Origin of the sequence: Mariniflexile ostreae (assembly GCF_042427585.1) — a bacterium.
Taxonomy (GTDB): Bacteria; Bacteroidota; Bacteroidia; order Flavobacteriales; family Flavobacteriaceae; genus Pseudalgibacter; species Pseudalgibacter ostreae.
In genome coordinates this window covers 30,511-50,545 of record NZ_JBHMFC010000013.1, presented here as the reverse complement: position 1 = coordinate 50,545, position 20,035 = coordinate 30,511, and the positions used below count along the sequence as shown (strand labels likewise).

Annotated in this window: 18 protein-coding genes; 9 read left to right on the top strand and 9 right to left on the bottom strand. The window is 35.7% G+C overall.

The annotated features are described in order from the left end of the window. Nucleotides 1–136: 136 nt before the first annotated feature. Nucleotides 137–469, bottom strand: coding sequence for a single-stranded DNA-binding protein (locus ACFFU9_RS04825; protein ID WP_379860250.1), 333 nt, complete (start codon nt 467–469; stop codon nt 137–139). Nucleotides 470–654: 185 nt separating this feature from the next. Between ACFFU9_RS04825 and ACFFU9_RS04820 the strand changes: the two genes are divergently transcribed. Continuing rightward, the gene (locus ACFFU9_RS04820; protein WP_379860249.1) at nt 655–1,005 is read left to right on the top strand and encodes a hypothetical protein; all 351 of its coding nucleotides are present in this window, start codon (nt 655–657) and stop codon (nt 1,003–1,005) included. Nucleotides 1,006–1,064: 59 nt separating this feature from the next. Here the strand turns inward: ACFFU9_RS04820 and ACFFU9_RS04815 are convergent, their stop codons facing one another. After that, nucleotides 1,065–1,529 (bottom strand): CBS domain-containing protein, encoded by a 465-nt coding sequence (locus ACFFU9_RS04815; protein WP_379860248.1) that lies wholly within the window; start codon nt 1,527–1,529, stop codon nt 1,065–1,067. 232 nt (nt 1,530–1,761) lie between these two features. Here ACFFU9_RS04815 and ACFFU9_RS04810 point away from each other — a divergent pair, with 232 nt between their 5' ends. After that, nucleotides 1,762–2,481, top strand: a complete 720-nt coding sequence (locus tag ACFFU9_RS04810) for a tetratricopeptide repeat protein (RefSeq protein ID WP_379860247.1) — start codon at nt 1,762–1,764, stop codon at nt 2,479–2,481. A 112-nt stretch (nt 2,482–2,593) separates the two neighbouring features. On the opposite strand, the gene ACFFU9_RS04805 is transcribed toward ACFFU9_RS04810, so the two are convergent. Beyond that, a complete protein-coding gene (locus ACFFU9_RS04805) occupies nt 2,594–3,115 on the bottom strand; it encodes a hypothetical protein (RefSeq protein ID WP_379860246.1) in 522 nt (173 codons plus the stop codon). A gap of 150 nt (nt 3,116–3,265) precedes the next feature. On the opposite strand from ACFFU9_RS04805, the gene ACFFU9_RS04800 reads away from it, so the two are divergent. The 3 genes from ACFFU9_RS04800 (at nt 3,266) to ACFFU9_RS04790 (ending at nt 6,001) form a co-directional block, all read left to right on the top strand. Continuing rightward, entirely contained in the window at nt 3,266–3,856 is a 591-nt protein-coding gene (locus tag ACFFU9_RS04800) for a HupE/UreJ family protein (RefSeq protein ID WP_379860244.1), read from the top strand. A 115-nt stretch (nt 3,857–3,971) separates the two neighbouring features. Continuing rightward, nucleotides 3,972–4,403, top strand: a complete 432-nt coding sequence (locus ACFFU9_RS04795) for a deoxycytidylate deaminase (protein WP_379860243.1) — start codon at nt 3,972–3,974, stop codon at nt 4,401–4,403. Next, complete coding sequence (locus ACFFU9_RS04790; protein WP_379860242.1) at nt 4,403–6,001, top strand: S41 family peptidase; 1,599 nt, start codon at nt 4,403–4,405, stop codon at nt 5,999–6,001. The genes ACFFU9_RS04795 and ACFFU9_RS04790 overlap by 1 nt, the downstream gene beginning before the upstream one ends. 101 nt (nt 6,002–6,102) lie before the next feature. On the opposite strand, the gene ACFFU9_RS04785 is transcribed toward ACFFU9_RS04790, so the two are convergent. The 3 genes from ACFFU9_RS04785 to ACFFU9_RS04775 are packed head-to-tail and all read right to left on the bottom strand — an operon-like array spanning nt 6,103 to nt 7,524. Further along, complete coding sequence (locus ACFFU9_RS04785) at nt 6,103–6,711, bottom strand: FAD-dependent oxidoreductase (RefSeq protein ID WP_379860269.1); 609 nt, start codon at nt 6,709–6,711, stop codon at nt 6,103–6,105. Next, nucleotides 6,711–6,914 carry a hypothetical protein gene (locus tag ACFFU9_RS04780; RefSeq protein ID WP_379860241.1) on the bottom strand — a complete coding sequence of 68 codons (204 nt, stop codon included), beginning with the start codon at nt 6,912–6,914 and terminating at the stop codon, nt 6,711–6,713. Before ACFFU9_RS04780 ends, ACFFU9_RS04785 begins: the two co-directional genes overlap by 1 nt. 28 nt (nt 6,915–6,942) lie before the next feature. Continuing rightward, nucleotides 6,943–7,524: a MarC family protein gene (locus ACFFU9_RS04775; protein ID WP_379860240.1), complete on the bottom strand. Its 582-nt coding sequence runs from the start codon at nt 7,522–7,524 to the stop codon at nt 6,943–6,945. A gap of 198 nt (nt 7,525–7,722) precedes the next feature. Between ACFFU9_RS04775 and ACFFU9_RS04770 the strand changes: the two genes are divergently transcribed. Continuing rightward, on the top strand, nt 7,723–8,292 hold the full coding sequence (locus ACFFU9_RS04770) for a DUF3109 family protein (RefSeq protein WP_379860239.1): 570 nt from the start codon (nt 7,723–7,725) through the stop codon (nt 8,290–8,292). 237 nt (nt 8,293–8,529) lie between these two features. Here ACFFU9_RS04770 and ACFFU9_RS04765 read toward each other — a convergent pair whose 3' ends face one another. From ACFFU9_RS04765 to ACFFU9_RS04755, 3 genes are all read right to left on the bottom strand, one after another. After that, nucleotides 8,530–9,570 carry an NADP(H)-dependent aldo-keto reductase gene (locus ACFFU9_RS04765; protein WP_379860238.1) on the bottom strand — a complete coding sequence of 347 codons (1,041 nt, stop codon included), beginning with the start codon at nt 9,568–9,570 and terminating at the stop codon, nt 8,530–8,532. Nucleotides 9,571–9,765: 195 nt separating this feature from the next. Beyond that, nucleotides 9,766–10,722: an OmpA family protein gene (locus tag ACFFU9_RS04760; RefSeq protein ID WP_379860237.1), complete on the bottom strand. Its 957-nt coding sequence runs from the start codon at nt 10,720–10,722 to the stop codon at nt 9,766–9,768. 36 nt (nt 10,723–10,758) lie between these two features. Then, nucleotides 10,759–11,529, bottom strand: coding sequence for an exodeoxyribonuclease III (locus tag ACFFU9_RS04755; RefSeq protein ID WP_379860236.1), 771 nt, complete (start codon nt 11,527–11,529; stop codon nt 10,759–10,761). Between the two features lie 252 nt (nt 11,530–11,781). On the opposite strand from ACFFU9_RS04755, the gene ACFFU9_RS04750 reads away from it, so the two are divergent. The 3 genes from ACFFU9_RS04750 (at nt 11,782) to ACFFU9_RS04740 (ending at nt 20,035) form a co-directional block, all read left to right on the top strand. Further along, on the top strand, nt 11,782–15,201 hold the full coding sequence (locus tag ACFFU9_RS04750; RefSeq protein ID WP_379860235.1) for a DUF8818 domain-containing protein: 3,420 nt from the start codon (nt 11,782–11,784) through the stop codon (nt 15,199–15,201). A gap of 50 nt (nt 15,202–15,251) precedes the next feature. After that, on the top strand, nt 15,252–15,644 hold the full coding sequence (locus ACFFU9_RS04745; protein WP_379860234.1) for a hypothetical protein: 393 nt from the start codon (nt 15,252–15,254) through the stop codon (nt 15,642–15,644). Between the two features lie 77 nt (nt 15,645–15,721). Continuing rightward, nucleotides 15,722–20,035 (top strand): CusA/CzcA family heavy metal efflux RND transporter, encoded by a 4,314-nt coding sequence (locus ACFFU9_RS04740; protein ID WP_379860233.1) that lies wholly within the window; start codon nt 15,722–15,724, stop codon nt 20,033–20,035.

The following is a 20,035-nucleotide window of genomic DNA, read 5'->3' as shown; positions in this document are numbered from 1 at the left end:
AGGAAAAATTATGTTAAATTTAACTTATTAGTCGTAATAATACTACTTTAGTCTATTAAACGTGCGTTTTGTCGATTAAATTAAGATAAGAGAAGGGTGGTTCTCCTCTTATCTTAACGATTTGTTTAATAGCTTGTTATTTTCCAAGCATTAATAATTCATTACAAAGTATTTCCGTGGCATAGTGTTTATTGCCCTCTTTGTCTTCCCAACTTCTATTGGTAAGCTTGCCTTCAATGGCAATTTCTTTTCCTTTAGTCACGTAATTTTCAACAACATTAACTAGTCCCCCTTTTACAATAATGTTATGCCAATAGGTGCGCTCTACTTTATTTCCTTCTTTGTCTTTGTAGCTATCGTCTGTGGCAATCGAGAATTTAGCCATTTTATTACCGTCTTTAAAGTTTACAATTTCAGGATCTTGTCCTAATCTGCCAATCAACTGTACTTTGTTTCTAAGTGTGTTCATAATTTAAAAATATTTAATGTTAAACAGTTAATACTATTGAATATCATTTGGTCAATTCAACAGGGCAAAGATGCAGCAGCTTCTAAAAATTATTCGGTTATTACTTATTTAAAATCGTTTGTAAATGTTTGTAGTCGTTTGTAAACGTTTTTATTGTATATTTAACCATCTAAAAATCAGTTTTTATGGCTAAACAATGTTTAGAGTGTGAGGATAAAATTGTAGGGAGATTAGACAAGAAGTTTTGCAGTGATGCCTGTCGTAACGCCTACAATAACAACGTGAATAAAGACAGTAAAAACTTAATACGAAATACCAATAATAGGTTACGGAAAAACTATAGAATTTTAGAAGTTTTAAATCCAGAACAAAAAACAAAGACTTCTAGGGCAAAACTTATCGAGGCGGGATTCGATTTTAATTACTTTACAAGTATATATACAACTAAGGCTGGAACCGTGTACTATTTTGTGTATGATCAAGGGTATTTGCCTTTAGAAGGCGATTATTATGCCTTAGTAAAAAGAGAGCGTTAAATTTTAAACCAGGCACTATACGATAGAAAAGATATGGAATATTCGTGTAATATTAATGTTTACCACGTATGCCCTTTAAAATTCATAGCTGCTTTTAAAACATCTTTTTGGCTTATCTGGCCTACTAGTTTGCCATTTTCAACAATAGGGAAGCGTCTGTGTTTTGTTTCTAAAAATTTGCTGGCAGCATCAAAAATATTCATATTGCCATCAATAGTATCTACTTCTCTTACCATATAATTTTCTATGGTTTCGTTTTGCATAGGCATGTTGTAGTAACGGCTTTCGCTAATTTGTTTAATACAGTCCCCTTCAGAAATAATCCCGATTAATTCATTCTTGTCATTTACAACAGGGCCTCCAGAAATTCTGTTTTTAATTAAGGTTTCCATTACGCTGTCTATAGATTGGTCTGCAGTGAAGGTAATGAGTGTGGTGCACATGTAATCACTTACTTTTATAAGCTTTTCATCTCCTGGATTTATCTGTGCTCTTCGTGGTCCTTGAAAACTTTTTATTGCCATGGTTTTATTTTTTTAAGATTAATAATATAAGGAAAACCTGTTCAAAACTTAAGTAAACTATCTTGAAAGTACGCCCAAACTTCTAAATATAGTGTTTTTTTTCTGAATAAAAAAATTAGCAATGTTTTAAGATATTAAATGTTAATTTTCTTTAGCTTTAGCCTATTGTTAATAAATGGGGTTTAAGTGCTGCTCTTTCAGCTCATAATCCTTTTAAATAAATGTAAAATAAATGAAAAGATTTTTAGTGTTAGCTTTGTTGGTAAGCGGTTTTCAAATGGGGGCCCAAAACCATTCAGAATTGTTGAAGCATTTTGAGGCTTATTATAAACAAATGAATATGCAGGGAGATACGCAAGGGATTATAAACGGGTTAACCCATTTAATTGTATTGCAGCCTTCGCAAGCACGAAAAGACACCTTGTCTTATATTTATATGAGTGAAGGAAGAAATATAGAAGCTTTAAACGCCATAGGTAGTATCGAGAGCATGCCTACAGATTCTGATATCGCTGTACAAGTGAAGGCTGTGAGCCTAAAAGCGTTAAGGCAGCCGAAGCGGGCATTAGAGCATTTTGAAGAGCTTTTTAAAAGGGATTCCGATCCGTTAATAGCCTATGAGTTGGCCGAGCTTAATATGCAGCTCCAAGATTATGCTGAAGCCGAAAAACACGTAATCTACGGATTGGCAAATTCTAAAGCCGATATGAAAAAAGCATATTACGAACAACAACAACCTTATGAGGTGTCTTTAAAATCTGCTTTTATGTATTTGAATGCTTTAGTGGTATACAATAAAGATACGAAAGCTAATATTGATGCTGCTGTAGATATTTTAGATGCGGCACTAAAAGAGTCGCCTAATTTTAATCTAATTCAGATTACCAAAAGCGAATTGTTAAGGCAAAAACAGTTATTACAAGCCCCGGCCGCCCCGCAGCCTGAAAAATAAACCCACACTTTTTTAAGAGATGTGGCAATAAAAAAGCAAGTTTCTTTTATAAGAAAGCTTGCTTTTTTTTATAATATTTGTTTTCTGGAGGTAGACTTGTTTGAATGCTTAACTAGGGCTTTTCAATAGTCTGAGAATCTTTTTCCAGTTTTTTATTCATTTGAAGTGTAAGATTGGAGAAGGACACCAAAAATTCCTTAATGGTTTTGTTTAGCTCCTCTTCACTGGTAGTAGATAGGTTTGCAAAACTCTCCAGTTTATGTGTTTTAGTCTCTAAAGCCAAAATCCTTGCAGAGATGGCAGGAGTGTTTATCGTATCTGGAATAGCTTTTCTAAACGCAATAAAAAAATTTCTTATAGTGTTTTCCCTATCGCTATCATGAAAATAAGAGAGGTCCCCTTCTTTTACTTGGTGAATCACCTGTTCAAATTCCTGATATTTAAGCCAGCTCTCGGTGGCGGTTTTGGTTTTTGAATCTAAAACATATTCGGTGTAGTTTATTTTAGAAATATCCACTTCAGAAACAGGTTTGATAGTAATGTCTTGTGTGTCTTCTGTAGTGTTTTCTTCTGTTTTTTTACATGAAAACAGTAGGGATGATAGTAGTATAATGCTTAAAAGCCTTAAAGCCATTTTTAGTATTGTTTTTTATAGGATGATACAAATATATGGCAATAGTTGATTTGTTGTAATGGTTTTTTGGAAGAATAATTTTAGAAACGACTACATTAAAAGAATTTGATAAATTGTATATTTGGTGCAATCCCTAAACACTTAACAATTATGCTCGAAAATTTTTGGTTTAATGTAGAGTATGGCATGAACCATGTACTTGATATAAAGGCCTATGATCATGTTCTTTTTTTAATTGTACTAACAGTGCCTTATGTGTTTAAAGACTGGAAACGTGTGCTGTTATTGGTTACTCTTTTTACTTTAGGACATACTGTATCCCTTATTTTAGCAGCCTACCATGTGGTTAGTGTAAATGGCCAGTTAGTCGAGTTTTTAATTCCTGTTACTATTATGGTGGTAGCACTTTTTAATGTGCTTACGGCAGGAAAAGGGGCGCAAAAAGAACGTGTGGGGGTATTATTTTTCTCTACCTTGTTTTTTGGACTAGTGCACGGATTGGGTTTTGCCCGTGAGTTCCATATGTGGGCAGGGAAATCTAATAATAAGTTTTTATTATTGCTAGAGTTTGCTTTAGGCATAGAATTAGCACAAATTATAATTGTATTTATGGTGCTGTTTTTGGCCTATATTGTACAAACTATTTTCAGGTTTTCTAAGCGCGATTGGGTAATGGTCATTTCGGCCATTGTTGTAGGGTTAGTAATTCCCATGATTATTGAAAACAATTATATAAATTGAACAACGGGACATAAAGATGGGTTAAACTTAGGGGCTTCTACATCCCGCATGAAGCGATGGTTTGTGGCCTGTATTTTAGCTTGTTTTAAACACCCAAAAAGAATAATATATACGAATGCCAGATAAAAAACAATTAAAATACGATAAAGCTTATTTAAGAATTGCTGAAGAGTGGGGAAAACTATCTTATTGCGAACGCAAGCAAGTAGGTGCAGTAATTGTAAAAGATAGGATGATTATATCGGATGGCTATAATGGTACGCCCACAGGGTTTGAGAATTTTTGTGAAGATGAGGCAGGTTACACAAAGTGGTACGTGCTTCATGCCGAGGCTAACGCGATATTGAAAGTAGCGGCCTCTACACAGTCTTGTAAAGGTGCTACATTATATATTACACTGTCTCCTTGTAAAGAATGTAGTAAGTTGATACATCAAGCGGGAATTGTAAAAGTGGTATATCATCAAGCATATAAGGACGATTCTGGACTTCGCTTCTTGGAAAAAGCTGGAATTGAATTAAAGTTAATTGAAGATTTAAAAGCCTAATGCAAAACCTTAGAAAATATTTGCCACTTATTATAGGTGTTGCTATGGCGATGGGCATATTTATTGGGAGCAAGTTGAATTTTGCAGATGCTTCGGATAGATTGTTCTCTAAAAATAGTAATAAAGATAAATTAAACAGGCTAATTGATTATATCAACTACGAGTATGTCGATGATGTAAATACCGATAATATCGTAGATGTTACGGTTAATGCCATATTGGAAAATTTAGATCCACATTCGGTATATATCCCCCAAGCCGATATGGGGCGCGTTGCAGAGAATATGAAAGGTGATTTTGTGGGCATTGGCGTTAGTTTTTACACCTACAAAGATACTATTGCCGTTATTAGAGCCATTGAAAATGGTCCGAGCGACAAAGCGGGGATAAAAGGAGGTGATAGGATTATTATGGCAGACAACGATTCGCTTTTAGGAAGTAACCTGGCCGATGAGCAGGTTGTAGAGAAACTTAAAGGGCTTATTGATACCCAAGTTAAGCTGAAAATTTATAGAAAAGGAACTCCAGAGCTTTTAGAGTTTACGGTAAAGCGTGCGCACATCCCCATTAAGAGCGTAGATGCAGCATATATGCTTACCGATAAGTTGGGTTATATAAAGATAAATCGTTTTGCCGAGAGTTCTTATAGAGAGTTTAAAGAAGGCCTACGAAATTTAATTAACCTAGGAGCTACAGAATTAGTGTTAGATTTACGTGATAACCCTGGCGGATTCTTAACTATAGCCGAACAAATTGTGGATGAGTTTTTGGAAGATGAAAAGCTTATTTTGTTTACAAAGAACAAGCGAGGCAATATTGAGAAAAGCTACGCGACTAGTAAAGGGGATTTTGAAGATGGGGCCATATTTGTGCTTATAAATGAGAATTCGGCTTCTGCGAGCGAAATTGTAGCTGGAGCACTTCAAGATAATGACAAGGGGACTATTATTGGCAGAAGGTCTTACGGGAAAGGATTGGTACAGCGCGAAATGGGTTTGGGAGATGGTAGTGCCGTGCGATTAACCGTATCTCGCTATTATACACCCACAGGAAGATCTATTCAACGCTCTTATCAGCATGGAGACAATAAAGATTATTTTGACGATTATTTTCATAGATTGGAAAGTGGGGAGCTTTTAGACCCTGATAAAATTGAAGTAGCCGATTCCTTAAAATTTACAACCCCAAAAGGGAAAGTTGTATACGGCGGTGGAGGCATTATTCCAGACGTGTTTGTGCCTATAGATACCAGTGTACAAAATGAAACCTTGTCCTATTTACTTCGACGGGGCTTTATCGGGTTTTTTGTTTTTGAAATCTTGGAAAGAGGCCGTGCAAACTATGATGGCATTTCAAAACAAGCGTTTATAGACGATTTTATAGTAGATGACCGATTGGTTCTGGAGTTTCAAGACTTTTTGAATATAAGAGCAGATTCCCAAGTAACTTTCGTCGCGTATCACGATGTTATAAAACACTATATAAAAGCAACTCTTGGCGATCAGCTTTTTGGAAGTGGTGCTTTTGAAGAAATTTTAAATCAAAGTGATATCATGATCGATGAAGTTATTAAGCTTAGCGAAAAAACAGATTTTTAATAATAAATTTTTATGCAGTTCGGCTTAATAGAATCCTGTCAAATTAATGCGTATTAAATCAAAAAAAGCCTAAACTCATTCATGTTTAATTTTAAAAGCGGTTATACCTCTATTTTATCGTGTACTTTAGTGTCTTTGCCATTGTTCCATAAGGTCAAGATATCGGTAGCGACATGCGCACCGCTTCCCGATGCTATAGCAAATTGACTGCGCCAACCGGCTAATGTGCCTGCAACATACAATCCGTTCTTGATAAGGTGATCTTGGTTTTTAAGCCAAATCCGTTCTTTATCTATTGGCGATTTGGGATGTGGTTCAATATAAGGTTCTAGTCCGTTAATAGTTAGTAGATTAGTGTAGCCTACAGCGATTACAACCAATTTGCTGCTATATGTATTTTTATTGGTAACCACCTTAAAGCCCTCTTCTAGTTCTAAAACTTCTTGAACTTTCTCATATTCAACTTGCTCAACGTGCGGATATAGTGCTTTTAATTGTGCTTTGCCACTTTTTAAAACGGAAGCACCTGTTGTGCCTGGCGTTAAGCCTAGTACATTATTGAATAAAGCCGTTTGTAAGTGCGATGTCTTTTGATGTGTTATAATACCAATACGCTTATTTTTGGCAAAAGGCTTATCTTTGGCAGAACCTAAAACCAAAGCACAAGACATCCCTGCAGCACCACCTCCAATAATTAAAATATCAAACATCATGGTCTTTGTTTTGTTTTTTGCTCAATACGTTTCGAGATTATTAAAATTAACATCATCAAAATAACACAAAGGGACGCTACTATAGTAATAAAAGCAATCATACTGTCTCCAGTAAAAAGAGCGTTAGGATCTATATTTGTACTATTAAAAGCGATTAGAGCTATAGCAATGGCTATAAATACAAAGGATACTATTTTCATGAGGATTTAGTTGTAAAAATTAGAGGTTTCAAATAAATAAATCTTTAATATTATGGGTGAATAGCTTTACTGCTATAGCGAGTAATATAACACCAAAAACTTTTCGGATAATGCTAATACCGTTCGGGCCTAAAAAACGTTCGATTTTCGAAGAGGTTTTTAATACTACAAAAATAAGGATAACGTTTAGAATAATAGCAACAATAATGTTTTCCACTTTAAACTCTGCTCGCAAAGCAAGTAATGTCGTTAAGCTTCCTGGACCTGCTATTAAAGGAAAAGCCAAAGGGAACACAGAAGCGGTTTGGGCCGTTTGTTCTTCTTGTTTATAAAGGGTAATCCCTAAAATCATTTCCAAAGCAATAAAAAACAAAATTAAAGAGCCTGCAACAGCAAAAGAGCTTACATCTATACCAATAAGCTTTAAGATGCTATTTCCCAAAAACAAGAAAAGTATCAAGATGATGCCTGAAATAATAGACGCTTTTCCACTTTCAATTTGGCCTACTTTTTTTCTTAAATCTATAACAATAGGAATGTTTCCAACAATATCTATCACGGCAAATAACACCATGAAAACGGTAAAGATTTCTTTAAAATTAAATTTCATGTTAATGGCGGACTAAAAGTTACTACAAAGTTCGGTATTAAATTTAAAACAAAATAACCAATGATGGCTAGTTTTTCTTTTGCTTATATAATATTACATTTAAAACATAAAGTTTAACTATTTTTGCAAATTCTAACAAAGCCGATTTTAATGCGTTCTTTTTATTAGAACAACGTATCTGGCACTTTACCACATTTTATGTTTCAAATAGGAAAAACCATTGTATCTGAAGATATTATCGAAAAAGACTTTTTGTGTAACCTGTCTGCATGCAAAGGCGCATGTTGTATTGATGGGGATGCAGGGGCTCCAATTGATAAAAATGAAATTGAGATTTTGGAAGCTATTTACCCCAAGGTGAAACCCTTTTTGCGAAAAGAGGGCATCGAAGCTATAGAGAAACAAGGACTTTATACGACCAATGATTATGGCGATTTCGAAACACCTCTTATTAACGGCGCAGACTGTGCTTTTGTTATTTTTGATGATAAGAAAACGGCGCTTTGTGGGATAGAAGAAGCTTATAATCAAGGTGAAATTGCATGGAAAAAACCAGTTTCATGCCATTTATATCCTGTTAGAATTCAAGAATACTCTGAGTTTGTTGGCGTGAATTATGAGAAATGGGATATTTGCGATGATGCCTGTACCCTTGGTAGAGAACTTCAGGTGCCTATTTATAAATTTGTAAAAGAAGCATTAATTCGGAAATTTGGTGAAGAGTGGTATGCAGAATTGGAAACGGTTGCAAAAGGTATGAACCGTTAAACATCACTAATATAAGGCTCTAGAACACGCTTGTAACTGTGGTTTACTCCGTTGGATTAAAAAAAACAATTCCAGTGTTACGATAAGTTTGACCTAGTAGTTTTAAAGCTGTTTTTGTTGAAATCAAGCTTTAAGCGCCTTTAGGACAAGACGCTTATGCTTGATAGTTAGCTGTTATTTTTTATTCAATAATAAACATGTTCACAGGAGTAACTCTATATTAAACAGGGGTGTAAACTAAGGTGCTGGATTAGGTATTGCAGCATGTACTTGATTAATTTGTTCCAAAACATCATCACCTAAAGTTATGTGAATGCTATCTATGTTTTCTTTTAATTGCTCTAAGTTTGTTGCTCCAATAATGGTGCTGGTTACAAAAGCTTGTTGATTTACAAAAGCCAATGCCATTTGGGCCAACGCCATATTATGTTGTTCAGCAATTTTTAAATACTGTTTTGTGGCCTCGGTAGCTTGTTTGCTACTGTACCGTACAAACCTTGAAAATAAATTAAGGCGTGCATTATCAGCAGCTGTGCCACGGATATACTTTCCAGAAAGCACACCAAACGCCATAGGAGAATAGGCCAGTAAGCCTATGTTTTCTCTTATGGAAATTTCTGCCATGTCACCTTCAAAAATCCTATTTATTAAGGAGTAAGCATTTTGTATGGTTGCCATTCTAGGTAAGGCATTTTTATTAGACTCTTCTATAAAACGCATAGCGCCCCATGCCTTCTCATTGGACAGCCCAATGTGTCTTATTTTTCCAGCCTGTATCTGAGATTCCAAAGCATGTAGCACCTCGTTAAAGTTATCGGTCCATTTATCGTTTGGATCGTGTTTGTAATCTCGGATCCCAAACGTGTTGGTTTCGCGTTCTGGCCAATGTATTTGGTATAAATCAATATAATCGGTTTGTAAGCGCTTCAATTCTTTGTCAACGGCTTCGCTTACAGAGGCAGCGTTAAGTCCTGTTTTTCTAATATGTGCGGTGTAATCACTAGAACGGCCAATAATTTTGCTGGCCACAACAACCTTATCTCTGTTTTTTGTTTTATGTAGCCAAGTACCTATTATATTGCTGGTTTTACCTTGTGTTTCCGGACTTGCAGGTACGGGATACATTTCGGCAGTATCTATAAAATTAACACCTTGATCAAGGGCATAGTCCAACTGGGCATGGCCTTCTTGCTCAGTGTTCTGGTTGCCCCAAGTCATAGAACCTAAACATATTTTACTAATTTTTATATCCGTATTGGGTAAGGTCGTATATATCATATGTGTGTATGTGTTTAAAAAGCCCTAAAATTATATGGCTTTTTGCTAAATAAAAAAAACCGTTTATTATAGGTGCTTCATTTTTTAAGACTAGCAGACTTTTTAAATTAAAGCATAAATGTAAAAACCTTCCAGAGTGCGTTAGACCTTGAAAGGTTTTTAATAAATTTTAGATTCTTTTATAACAAGCTGTTTTTATTCGTTTAAAAGCTTAGAAAGTTCATCTAATTTAGGGGTTAAAATAACCTCGATACGTCTGTTTTTTGCTTTGCCTTGAACCGTTTCATTGGATGCGATGGGTGCGAATTCTCCACGACCTGCAGCCGTTAAGTTTTCTGGACTTATATTAGAGTTTTCTCTTAAGATGTTAACAATGGCAGTGGCGCGTTTCGTTGATAGGTCCCAGTTGTCGCTTAACTGTCCGCTACCTTGGTAAGGAACATTATCGGTATGACCTTCAATTAAAACAGCGATATCTGGATTCACTCCAAGTACACTGCCTAATTGCTCAACCGCTCTACGTCCTTCCGATCCTACTGCCCAACTTCCAGAGCCAAACAATAGCTTGTTCTCCATAGAAACATATACTTTGCCGTCCCGTTGTTCAACAGTTAATCCTTTGCCCTCAAAATCGGTTAAGGCTTTAGATATGGCGTCTTTTAAGGCCGTCATAGCGGCATCTTTTGAGGCAATAACACTCTCAAGTTCTGCAACACGGTTAGACCTATCTTCCAGTTCTTTTTTAAGATTCTCTAAGCGGGCATTTTCTGCGGCCAATGCTTGTTCTTTAGCTTCTAATTGTGCCAATAATTCTCTGTTTTTTTTAGAGTTTTCTGCGATAGAAGCGGAGCTGTTTTTTTCTAAAGCACTGTAAGATGCTTTTAAATTTTCTAAATTGGCTAAAGCAGCATCATAGTCACCCTGGAGTTTGTTTGTATTGGCCAATGCTTCGTCGTACTTCTTTTGGAGAGCGTTTAATTCATTTTGTATTTTTGTTTTAGCATCTGCTAACGTTCTGTTTTCATCAGTAATTTTTCGGTTTTCGTCTTTTAATTCAATGTATTTGTTTTCTAAATCTTTATAGACTTTTGGAGAAACACAGGATGCTACAAGTATTAGCATCATAGCGGAGAATGTGAGTTTTTTAATCATTTTTTTTGAATTCTGTTGTTATTTATTGTTTTCGTTCTATACTAATTTATCAAGTTCTAGTAAAATAGGACAATGGTCGCTATGTACGGCATCTTGCAATATAACGGCCCTTTTTATTTTATCTTGCAATGGCTTTGACACCATGGCATAATCTAATCGCCATCCCTTATTGTTGGCACGTGCATTTGCACGATAGCTCCACCAGCTATATTGTTGTTTTTCAGCATTTAAATATCTAAAAGAATCAATAAAACCGCTATCGATAAAAGTGCCGAGCCAGTCCCGTTCTATAGGTAAAAACCCAGAGGTTTTACTTAAGCCTTTTGGGTTATGAATATCTATTTCTTCGTGGCAAATATTGTAATCCCCACAAATAATAAGGTTGGGGATATCATTTTTAAGCGTATTTATATAATCTTGAAACATATCCATGTACTCCAATTTATGATCTAGCCGCAAGTCGTTCGTTCCCGATGGTAAATATAAGCTCATTACAGAAAAGCCATCGAAATCGGCACGCAGATTTCTGCCTTCAAAATCCATAGATGCAATTCCTGTGCCATATTCTACATATTTAGGTTCTATTTTGCTTAAAATGGCAACACCACTATAGCCTTTTTTTTGGGCACTAAACCAATAGTGGTATTTATAGCCGGCTTCCTCGAAAAGATTTAAATCCAACTGTTCTTTTAAAGCTTTTATTTCTTGTAAACAGATAATGTCTGGATTGGCACTTTTTAACCAGTCTAAAAATCCTTTATTAATAGCCGCACGTATGCCATTCACATTGTATGATATAATTTTCATTTTTTTTATATAAATTGATTTTTAAATTGGTAGCGTTTTGTTATTTCGTTTCTTGAAATTTTTTTATAATTCCAGAGTTACATATTTTAAATGATTTTGTGTAGGAAACACGAAATAGATCCAGTTATACGCTTGTTTTATTAAAACTTTAGCTAAAATAAATAATACCTTACTTTTACACTATTATTTTATGTGTGTTTTAACAAAAACTATCAACAAAATATTTTAAACTATTTACAGTTTAAGACTCTAATGAAGTACTTTTTTTCTATTCTTATAAGTTTTATTTGTTTTTCGGCAATGGCCCAAAAGCACACATCCAACTATAGGATTAAGAAAGTTGCCTTAAAAGACACTATTTTTGTTGAAAATGTGAGTATTAATTCTAGTTTTTTTAAGATACAAAGAAAAGACCAATCTGTAGTAGACACAACACTTTATACTATCGATTTCTCAAAAGCCATCTTAACTTTTAAAAAAAACGTGGCAAGTGATTCTATTCTTATCCATTATTTGCGTTTTCCAGATTTTCTTACAAAAACCTATCAGCAATTAGACGAGACTATTATTGTAGATAACACCAGTAATACTCAAAATTTATATAAGTTATCACAACCTAATATTTCAAAAAACACGATTCCTTTTGATGGATTAACAACTTCTGGAAGCATTTCCAGAGGGGTGACGGTGGGTAATAATCAAAACTCCGTATTAAACAGTGAGTTGGATTTACAGATTACAGGGAAATTAAATGATAGGGTATCGTTAAGAGCGTCTATACAAGACGCGAACATTCCTTTGCAAGAAAGTGGTTATAGCCAACGTTTAGATGAGTTCGACCAGGTTTTTATTGAACTATTTAGTGATAAGTGGAGTGTTCGTGCCGGGGATATCGATTTGGAAAACAAAGCCTCTTACTTTGCTGGTTTTTCAAAACGTGTTCAAGGGTTATCTATAAACACTCAGTTTGGAGCTGAAGATGCTCAAACTAATTTATTTGCAGCTGGTGCTTTAGTACGTGGACAATTCACTACCAGTCAATTTACCGCTCAAGAAGGCAATCAAGGCCCTTATAAATTACAAGGCCCTAATGGGGAGCTTTTTGTGCTTATTGTTTCGGGCAGCGAAACAGTATATGTTAATGGTGTGGCGGTTCAACGTGGGGAGGATAAGGATTATAGTATCGATTATAATGCGGGAGAGCTTATTTTTAATCCCACGTATCCTATTACTTCTGAAATGCGTATAACGGTCGATTATCAATTTAGTGAACGTAATTATTCTCGACTTGTCGCTTTTGGGGGCGGCCAATTTGAAAGTGAAAAATTTAATATGGGGATTTCGGTTTATTCTGAAAACGATTCTAAAAATCAACCTTTACAGCAAAATCTCTCTGAGGAGCAAGTACAAATATTAGCAAATGCAGGCGATGATAAAGCCCTAATGATGGCCCCCTCTGCTGTTCAAGATTCGTATAGCGAAAACAGGATCCTCTATAAAAAGGAGATTATTGGAGGTGGGGAAGTTTTTGTGTTTTCCAATAATCCAGAAGACGAATTGTATCGCGTAAGCTTTACACAAGTAGGACTTAATGAGGGCGATTATAACTTAAGCAGCGTTAATGCCATTAATAATATTTATGAATATGCAGGGGTAGGTTTAGGGCGTTATTTGCCTATAACCCAATTGGTCGCCCCCACAAAACTTCAGATAGCGGTGTTGAATGGAAGCTATAGGCCTACTGAAAAAACACATATCGATTTTGAAATTGCAGGAAGTAAAAATGATTTAAACTTGTTTTCAAATAAGGATCAAGAGGATAATGATGGATTCGCAACCAAGCTGAAAATAGAGCAAACATGGATTAAGAATGATAGTCTTTGGAATTTAGATGCCTTTGTAGATGGCGACTTTATTCAAAACAACTTTAAAACCATAGAGCGTTTGTATCGTGCGGAATTTTCTCGGGATTGGAACCTGGAACAATCTGTAGAAGATCAAAATGCTAATTTAGGGAATCAGCTTTTGGCGCAAACAGGCGTGCGCTTATACCATCATAAAAAGGGATCGGCTACCTATCAATTGGAGTATTTGGATTACTCTAAAAGTTTTACTGGAAAGAGGCATGTAAGCAGTATTAACCTGTTGTTGGATAAATTCAATATCCTTTCACATTCAAGTTTCTTAAGTGCAACATCTCGGGTAAATACATCCAGATTTCTAAGGTCCTATAATAACGTTATCTACAATATGAAAAAGAGTTGGGTGGGGGCGAAATTTGCTATGGAAGATAATGAACAGAAAAACGCGGACACTCAAATGTTAACCCCCTTAAGTCAGAAATACAAATCTTACGAAGTGTTCACGGGGATTGGAGATAGTACCCGTGTTTTTGCAGAGCTTGGATTTAAACACAGGGTTAATGATAGTATTCGTGATAACCGATTGCAAAGAGTAAACAGCTCGAATACGTTTTACTTAGATTCCCGAATTATTCAAAATAACCACACTAATTTGTCTTTTTATGTAAATTATAGAACATTAAAAAGTACAGATACCGATGTTGAAAAGGAGCACTCTATAAATTCCAGACTGCAATTCCGACAAAAATTTTTAAAACAAATGATCCAATGGAACACTGTTTTTGAAACCAATTCTGGCACTTTGCCACAACAAGATTTTACTTATGTAGAAGTGGAGCCGGGCCAAGGAAATTATACTTGGATTGACTATAATAATAACACCATACAAGAACTTGAAGAGTTCGAGATTGCGCTATTTCAAGACCAAGGGAAATATATTCGGGTTTTGTTGCCCAATCGGGTTTTTATAAAAACACATCAGAATAGATTAAGTCAAACTTTAACGATTAACCCCGCACAATGGTCGGTTTCAGAAAACCAAGCAGAAAAGTTGTGGTCACATTTTTACAATCAAACCAGTTATTTGGTAGATAGAAAAACGAAGCGTGAAGGCAGTGCTTTTAACATCAATCCTTTTGAAAATGATATCCAAAACCAATTGGGCTTACAGTTGAGTTTTAAAAATGTGTTATTTTTTAATAGAGGGCGGCAGCATTATACAGCTTCTTATACGACGTTGACCAATAGGACTCGACATATTTTAAGCATTGGCTTTATCGAAAATAATTTAAAAAGCCATCAGCTAAATTTTAATCATAAATTTGAAGAAAGTTGGTTGGTTACTTTAGAATCTGCTTTAAATTCAAATGAAAGCATTAGTGAAAATTTTAGTAGTAAAAATTACAATTTTGATGAAACCCGGTTCCACCCAAAGCTGTCTTATCTCTTAAATGATAACACGCGCTTTGACGTTTTTTATCAATACACAACAAAAGACAATACTATAGGGAGTTTGGAAAAGTTGAGGCAACAAAAATATGGGGCATCTTTTTCTTTAGCGAACACCCAAAACAGTGCTATAACTGGAGAAGTAAACTTTTTTTCCAATACATTCCATGGGAACTCTAATACACCAGTGGGCTACCAAATGCTAGAAGGGTTGCAGCCGGGTAAAAATTTCACATGGAGCCTTTTAGCCCAAAAAAAACTTACTACGTTTTTAGATTTAAACATGAGTTATTTTGGTAGAAAAACAGAAACGAGCCGAACCATCCACACGGGAACGGTACAGTTAAAAGCTTATTTTTAACAAATTAGTAGCCATGTCTTTGGCTTTGTTTTTGTAATTTTGTTACTCATATGAGTAAGTTGATTGTCATATTTTATTCTTTTTTGATTCTTGTTCAAAGTTTCAATATTAACCTTGAAGATTTTTCAAAGTTCAATGCCTTATTGGAGCATGCCCACTATCATCAAGACATGTATGGCGATAATATTTTCGAATTTATATCAGAACATTACGGAGCACAAATGGTTTCTCACGAGAGCAAACATGAAGAACACGAGGGTTTACCTTTTAAAGATGAACATCATGTATTTACCCATATAAACACGGTGTTTACGTTGTTTTCTACGATTGCTTTTACGGTGCATGCTCAAGTTTTAACAGAAATTCCACTTAACTTTTTTTACAAAGAGTCCATATCTTTATTTGAAAAACCTTCTGTTTTTCAACCTCCCCAATTCGCATAATTTTTTCGATTTTTTATTAAACTATTCAGAACAGGTGTTTTTGAATGGGATTAAGTAATCTGTTATTAAAATAAATTATGCTAGAAAACATAATAAAATTCAGCTTAAAGAATAAAGCTATTGTGCTTTTGTTTATTGCATTTGTAATTGGATTCGGAATAGTGTCTTTAACCCGTATTCCTATTGGTGCTGTTCCAGATATCACCAACAATCAAGTACAAGTGATTACCACATCTAAAAATCTGTCTACGCAAGATGTGGAGCAGTTCATTACCTATCCGATTGAGCTTGAAATGGCGAACCTTCCGGGTGTAGAAGAAATCCGTTCGGTGTCAAAATTTGGCTTATCTGTAGTGACCATTGTTTTTGAAGATGATTTTGGAACATATTTGCCCCGACAGCTAATTGCTGAAAAAATAAAATCGGCTACCGAAAAAATTCCAGAAGGTTTTGGGGTGCCAGAAATGGGGCCTATTACTACAGGTCTTGGTGAAATTTACCAATATATTTTAGATGTAAAACCAGAATTTGAAACCCGCTATTCGGTAGCCGAGCTTCGAACCATTCAAGATTGGATTATTAAACGCCAACTTTCTGGAATTCCTGGAGTTGTGGAAATAAACACTTGGGGCGGTTATCTAAAACAGTATGAGATTGCCCTAAACCCACAAAAACTAAACGCCATGAATATAGCTTATGCCGATATTCTTAATGCTTTAGAAAAAAACAATAGTATTGCAGGCGGTGGTTATATTGAAAAAGGCAATCAGGCTTTTTTTATCCGTGGTGAAGGTTTGGTAAACTCTTTAAAAGATATAGAGAACATTGTGGTTAAGCACGACGGTGTGCCGATTTTTATAAAGGATATAGCAACTGTAGATTTTGGTAGTGCAACACGCTTTGGTGCCATAACAGGAAATGGTGAGGGCGAAAAAGTGCTCGGCCAGATTATGATGTTAAAAGATGGAGACTCAAAAAAAGTTATCGATGCGGTTAAAGAACGCATCGCATCCATTCAAAACACTTTGCCAGAAGGCGTTTATATCAATGGTTTTCTAGAACGCAGTGAGCTTATAGAGAAAACAACATTTACAATTGCAGAAAATTTAATATTGGGATCCCTCATCGTTATATTTGTAGTGGTGCTGCTTTTAGGTAATTTAAGATCAGGACTTGTGGTGGCTTCGGTAATTCCTTTAAGCTTGTTGTTTGCCATTTCTGCCATGAATATTTTTGGTATTGATGCCAATTTAATGAGCTTAGGTGCTATCGATTTTGGTATTATCATTGATGGTGCTGTTATTATAGTGGAGTATATAGCGTTTCAAATCACTGCGCAAAGTTTAAAAATTAAAGCATCTTCTAAAGGGGAGCAGCAGTCTCAAATTGATACGATTACATTAAAAAGTTCATCTAAAATGATGAATTCTGCCATATTTGGACAACTTATAATTCTTATCGTTTTTATTCCTATTCTCTCATTAAGCGGTGTGGAAGGAAAAATGTTTAGACCCATGGCATTAACCTTTAGTTTTGCCTTGGTTGGGGCTATGATTTTTTGCTTAACCTATGTGCCAGTAGTTTCATCGATGTTTTTAAAGCCTAATAAGCAGAGCGATAAAAACATCTCGGTTAGGATAATGCGCTTTTTTACCAAACTTTATAATCCTATTATTGACTGGGCTTTAGAACGTAAAAAAATAGTAGTTGCATTTTCAGGTTTTTTACTGGCTTTAAGCGTTTGGGTATTTAGTGTAATGGGGGGAGAGTTTGTGCCGACCTTAGATGAAGGCGATTTTGTGATCCAACCGGTTTTGAAAACAGGGACGTCCTTAGGGAAAACTATAGAAATTACGACGAAAATAGAAAAAATACTTTTAGATAACTTTCCAGAGGTAGAGCAAGTGGTGAGTAGAATTGGGGCTGCTGAAGTGCCAACGGACCCCATGTCTATGGAAGAAAGTGATGTGATTATTAAATTAAGACCTAAAAAAGAATGGGTATCTGCAGATAGTAAAAATGAATTGGCAGATAAGTTTAAAGAAGCATTGGCCGTTATTCCAGGAATGGAAGTGGAATTTACCCAACCCATAGAGATGCGTTTTAATGAGTTGATAACTGGGGTAAGAGCCGATGTAGCTATCAAGATATTTGGGGAAGATTTGTCGGTTTTAGCCCATAAAGCGAATGAGATAAAACTGCTCATCCAAGATGTAGAAGGAGCTTCAGATATTATTGTAGAGAAAATAGAGGGTTTGCCACAAATGAGCGTTACCTTCAATAGAAATAAAATAGCCCGTTATGGGCTTAATATTTCAGATGTAAACCAATTGATTTCTATGGGGTTTGCGGGAGCCGCGGTAGGGACTGTTTTTGAAGGAGAAAAGCGTTTTGATATGGTGCTGAGATTGGACAAAGCACATCGTTCTAATATAGAAAACCTCCAGAACTTATATGTAGATATCCCAAACGGCGCAAAGATTCCTTTAAGTGAATTGGCCGAAATAAAATATACTACAGGACCGGCGCAAATATCAAGGGACGATACGAAACGAAGAATTGTAGTGGGGGTAAATGTTAGAAATCGAGACTTACAATCTGTAGTTGATGAGGTGCAAGATATTATTAAAAACAACCTAATATTACCTTCGGGCTACAGTATTACGTATGGTGGCCAATTTGAAAATCTTCAAAGCGCCAAAGACCGTTTGTTGGTCGCAGTGCCTGTGGCACTTGTCCTTATCTTCATCCTGCTCCATTTTGCCTTGGGCTCTGTTAAAGAGGCGCTTATGGTGTATTCTGCTATTCCGCTTGCCGCAGTAGGGGGTGTGTTTCTATTGTGGTTTCGTGACATGCCGTTTAGTATTTCTGCTGGTGTTGGGTTTATCGCCCTTTTTGGTATCGCCGTTCTTAATGGCATTGTGTTAATTGAACACTTTAAAGAACTTAAAAGGGAAGGTGTATTAAATATAAATGAACGCGTAAAAAGAGGGGCAACAGAACGGTTGAGGCCCGTTTTATTAACGGCTTCTGCTGCGGCTCTAGGTTTCTTGCCCATGGCCATTTCTACAAATGCAGGCGCCGAGGTACAACGTCCCCTAGCAACAGTGGTTATTGGGGGCTTGGTAACAGCAACGGTCTTAACACTGGTGGTGTTGCCTGTTTTATACGCTTGGTTTGAGAAAAAAACTGAAATTAAAATGCATAAAAAAACACTCGTTTCATTAGTTGTTATTTTGTTTTCATTAAACATGAATGCGCAAAATAAACCTTTAACCGTTGAGGAGACTATAGATTTGGCTATTGAGAATAATGCCCATTTAAAAGCGAATCGGCTTAAGTCGGATGAAGCTAGTGCCTTAATAAACAGTGCCTTTAATTTCGATAAAACTGCGGTTTATTATAATTATGACGAAAGTAATCTAGCCATAAACGGAAAACCATTGCAGGTGTTTGGGATTTCACAGGATTTTAGATTTCCCACGGTTTATTTTGCTGATAAAAAGGTGAGTAAAACGAAATTTAATCTTCAAAAATCTAATTACAACATGGAGTTGCAAACGTTAAAACGTGATGTTTATGCTGCATACTTTAACCTTGTTTATGCCAGAAATAAAATGAAGATGCTTTATGCCCTAGATCGTTTATATTCCAATTTCTCTAACGCAGCCGAACGCCGTTTCGAGTTGGGCGAAACCAATTATTTGGAAATGATAAGTGCTAAATCTAAACAAAAGCAATTGGAAACGGTTTACAAACAATCTCAGCAAGATGTTGTTTTAGCAGAAACAGTGCTTCAAAAATTAGTACAAATAGAAGCTTTATCGATTGTGGATGTGCCTTTAAAAAAATTGGAACTAAAAACGATTTCAATAGAAAACAATTTGGGGATGCAGTATTATGAAAACTCAAAAAACTACTATAAAGCCCTGCATCAACAAGAAAAACAGAGTCTCTTGCCCGACATAAGTCTGGAGTACTTTCAGGGAACAAATAACACCTTAAATGCGCATATAAACGGCTATCAATTAGGGTTAAAAATCCCCTTATTTTTTAGTGGTCATGCCTCTAAAATAAAGGCCTCAAATATAGCGCAGGATATGGTAGAGGTTCAGCAACAAGATTATAAAATAAAACTACATGCCGAGCATCAGGCGCTATTAGCAAAACTTCAGCAATACGATGAAGCGATCAACTATTATGAGGCTCAAGGCAGAAATCTTTCAGAAGAAATTATAAAAACGGCAGAACGTAGTTTTAAATCCGGAGAAATTGACTTCTTTCAATACATTCAAAGCATTGAAACAGCTAAAGAGATTCAGCTTAGTTATTTAGACCAACTCAACCAGTACAACCAAACGGTAATCCGCATCAACTATTTAATTTTATAA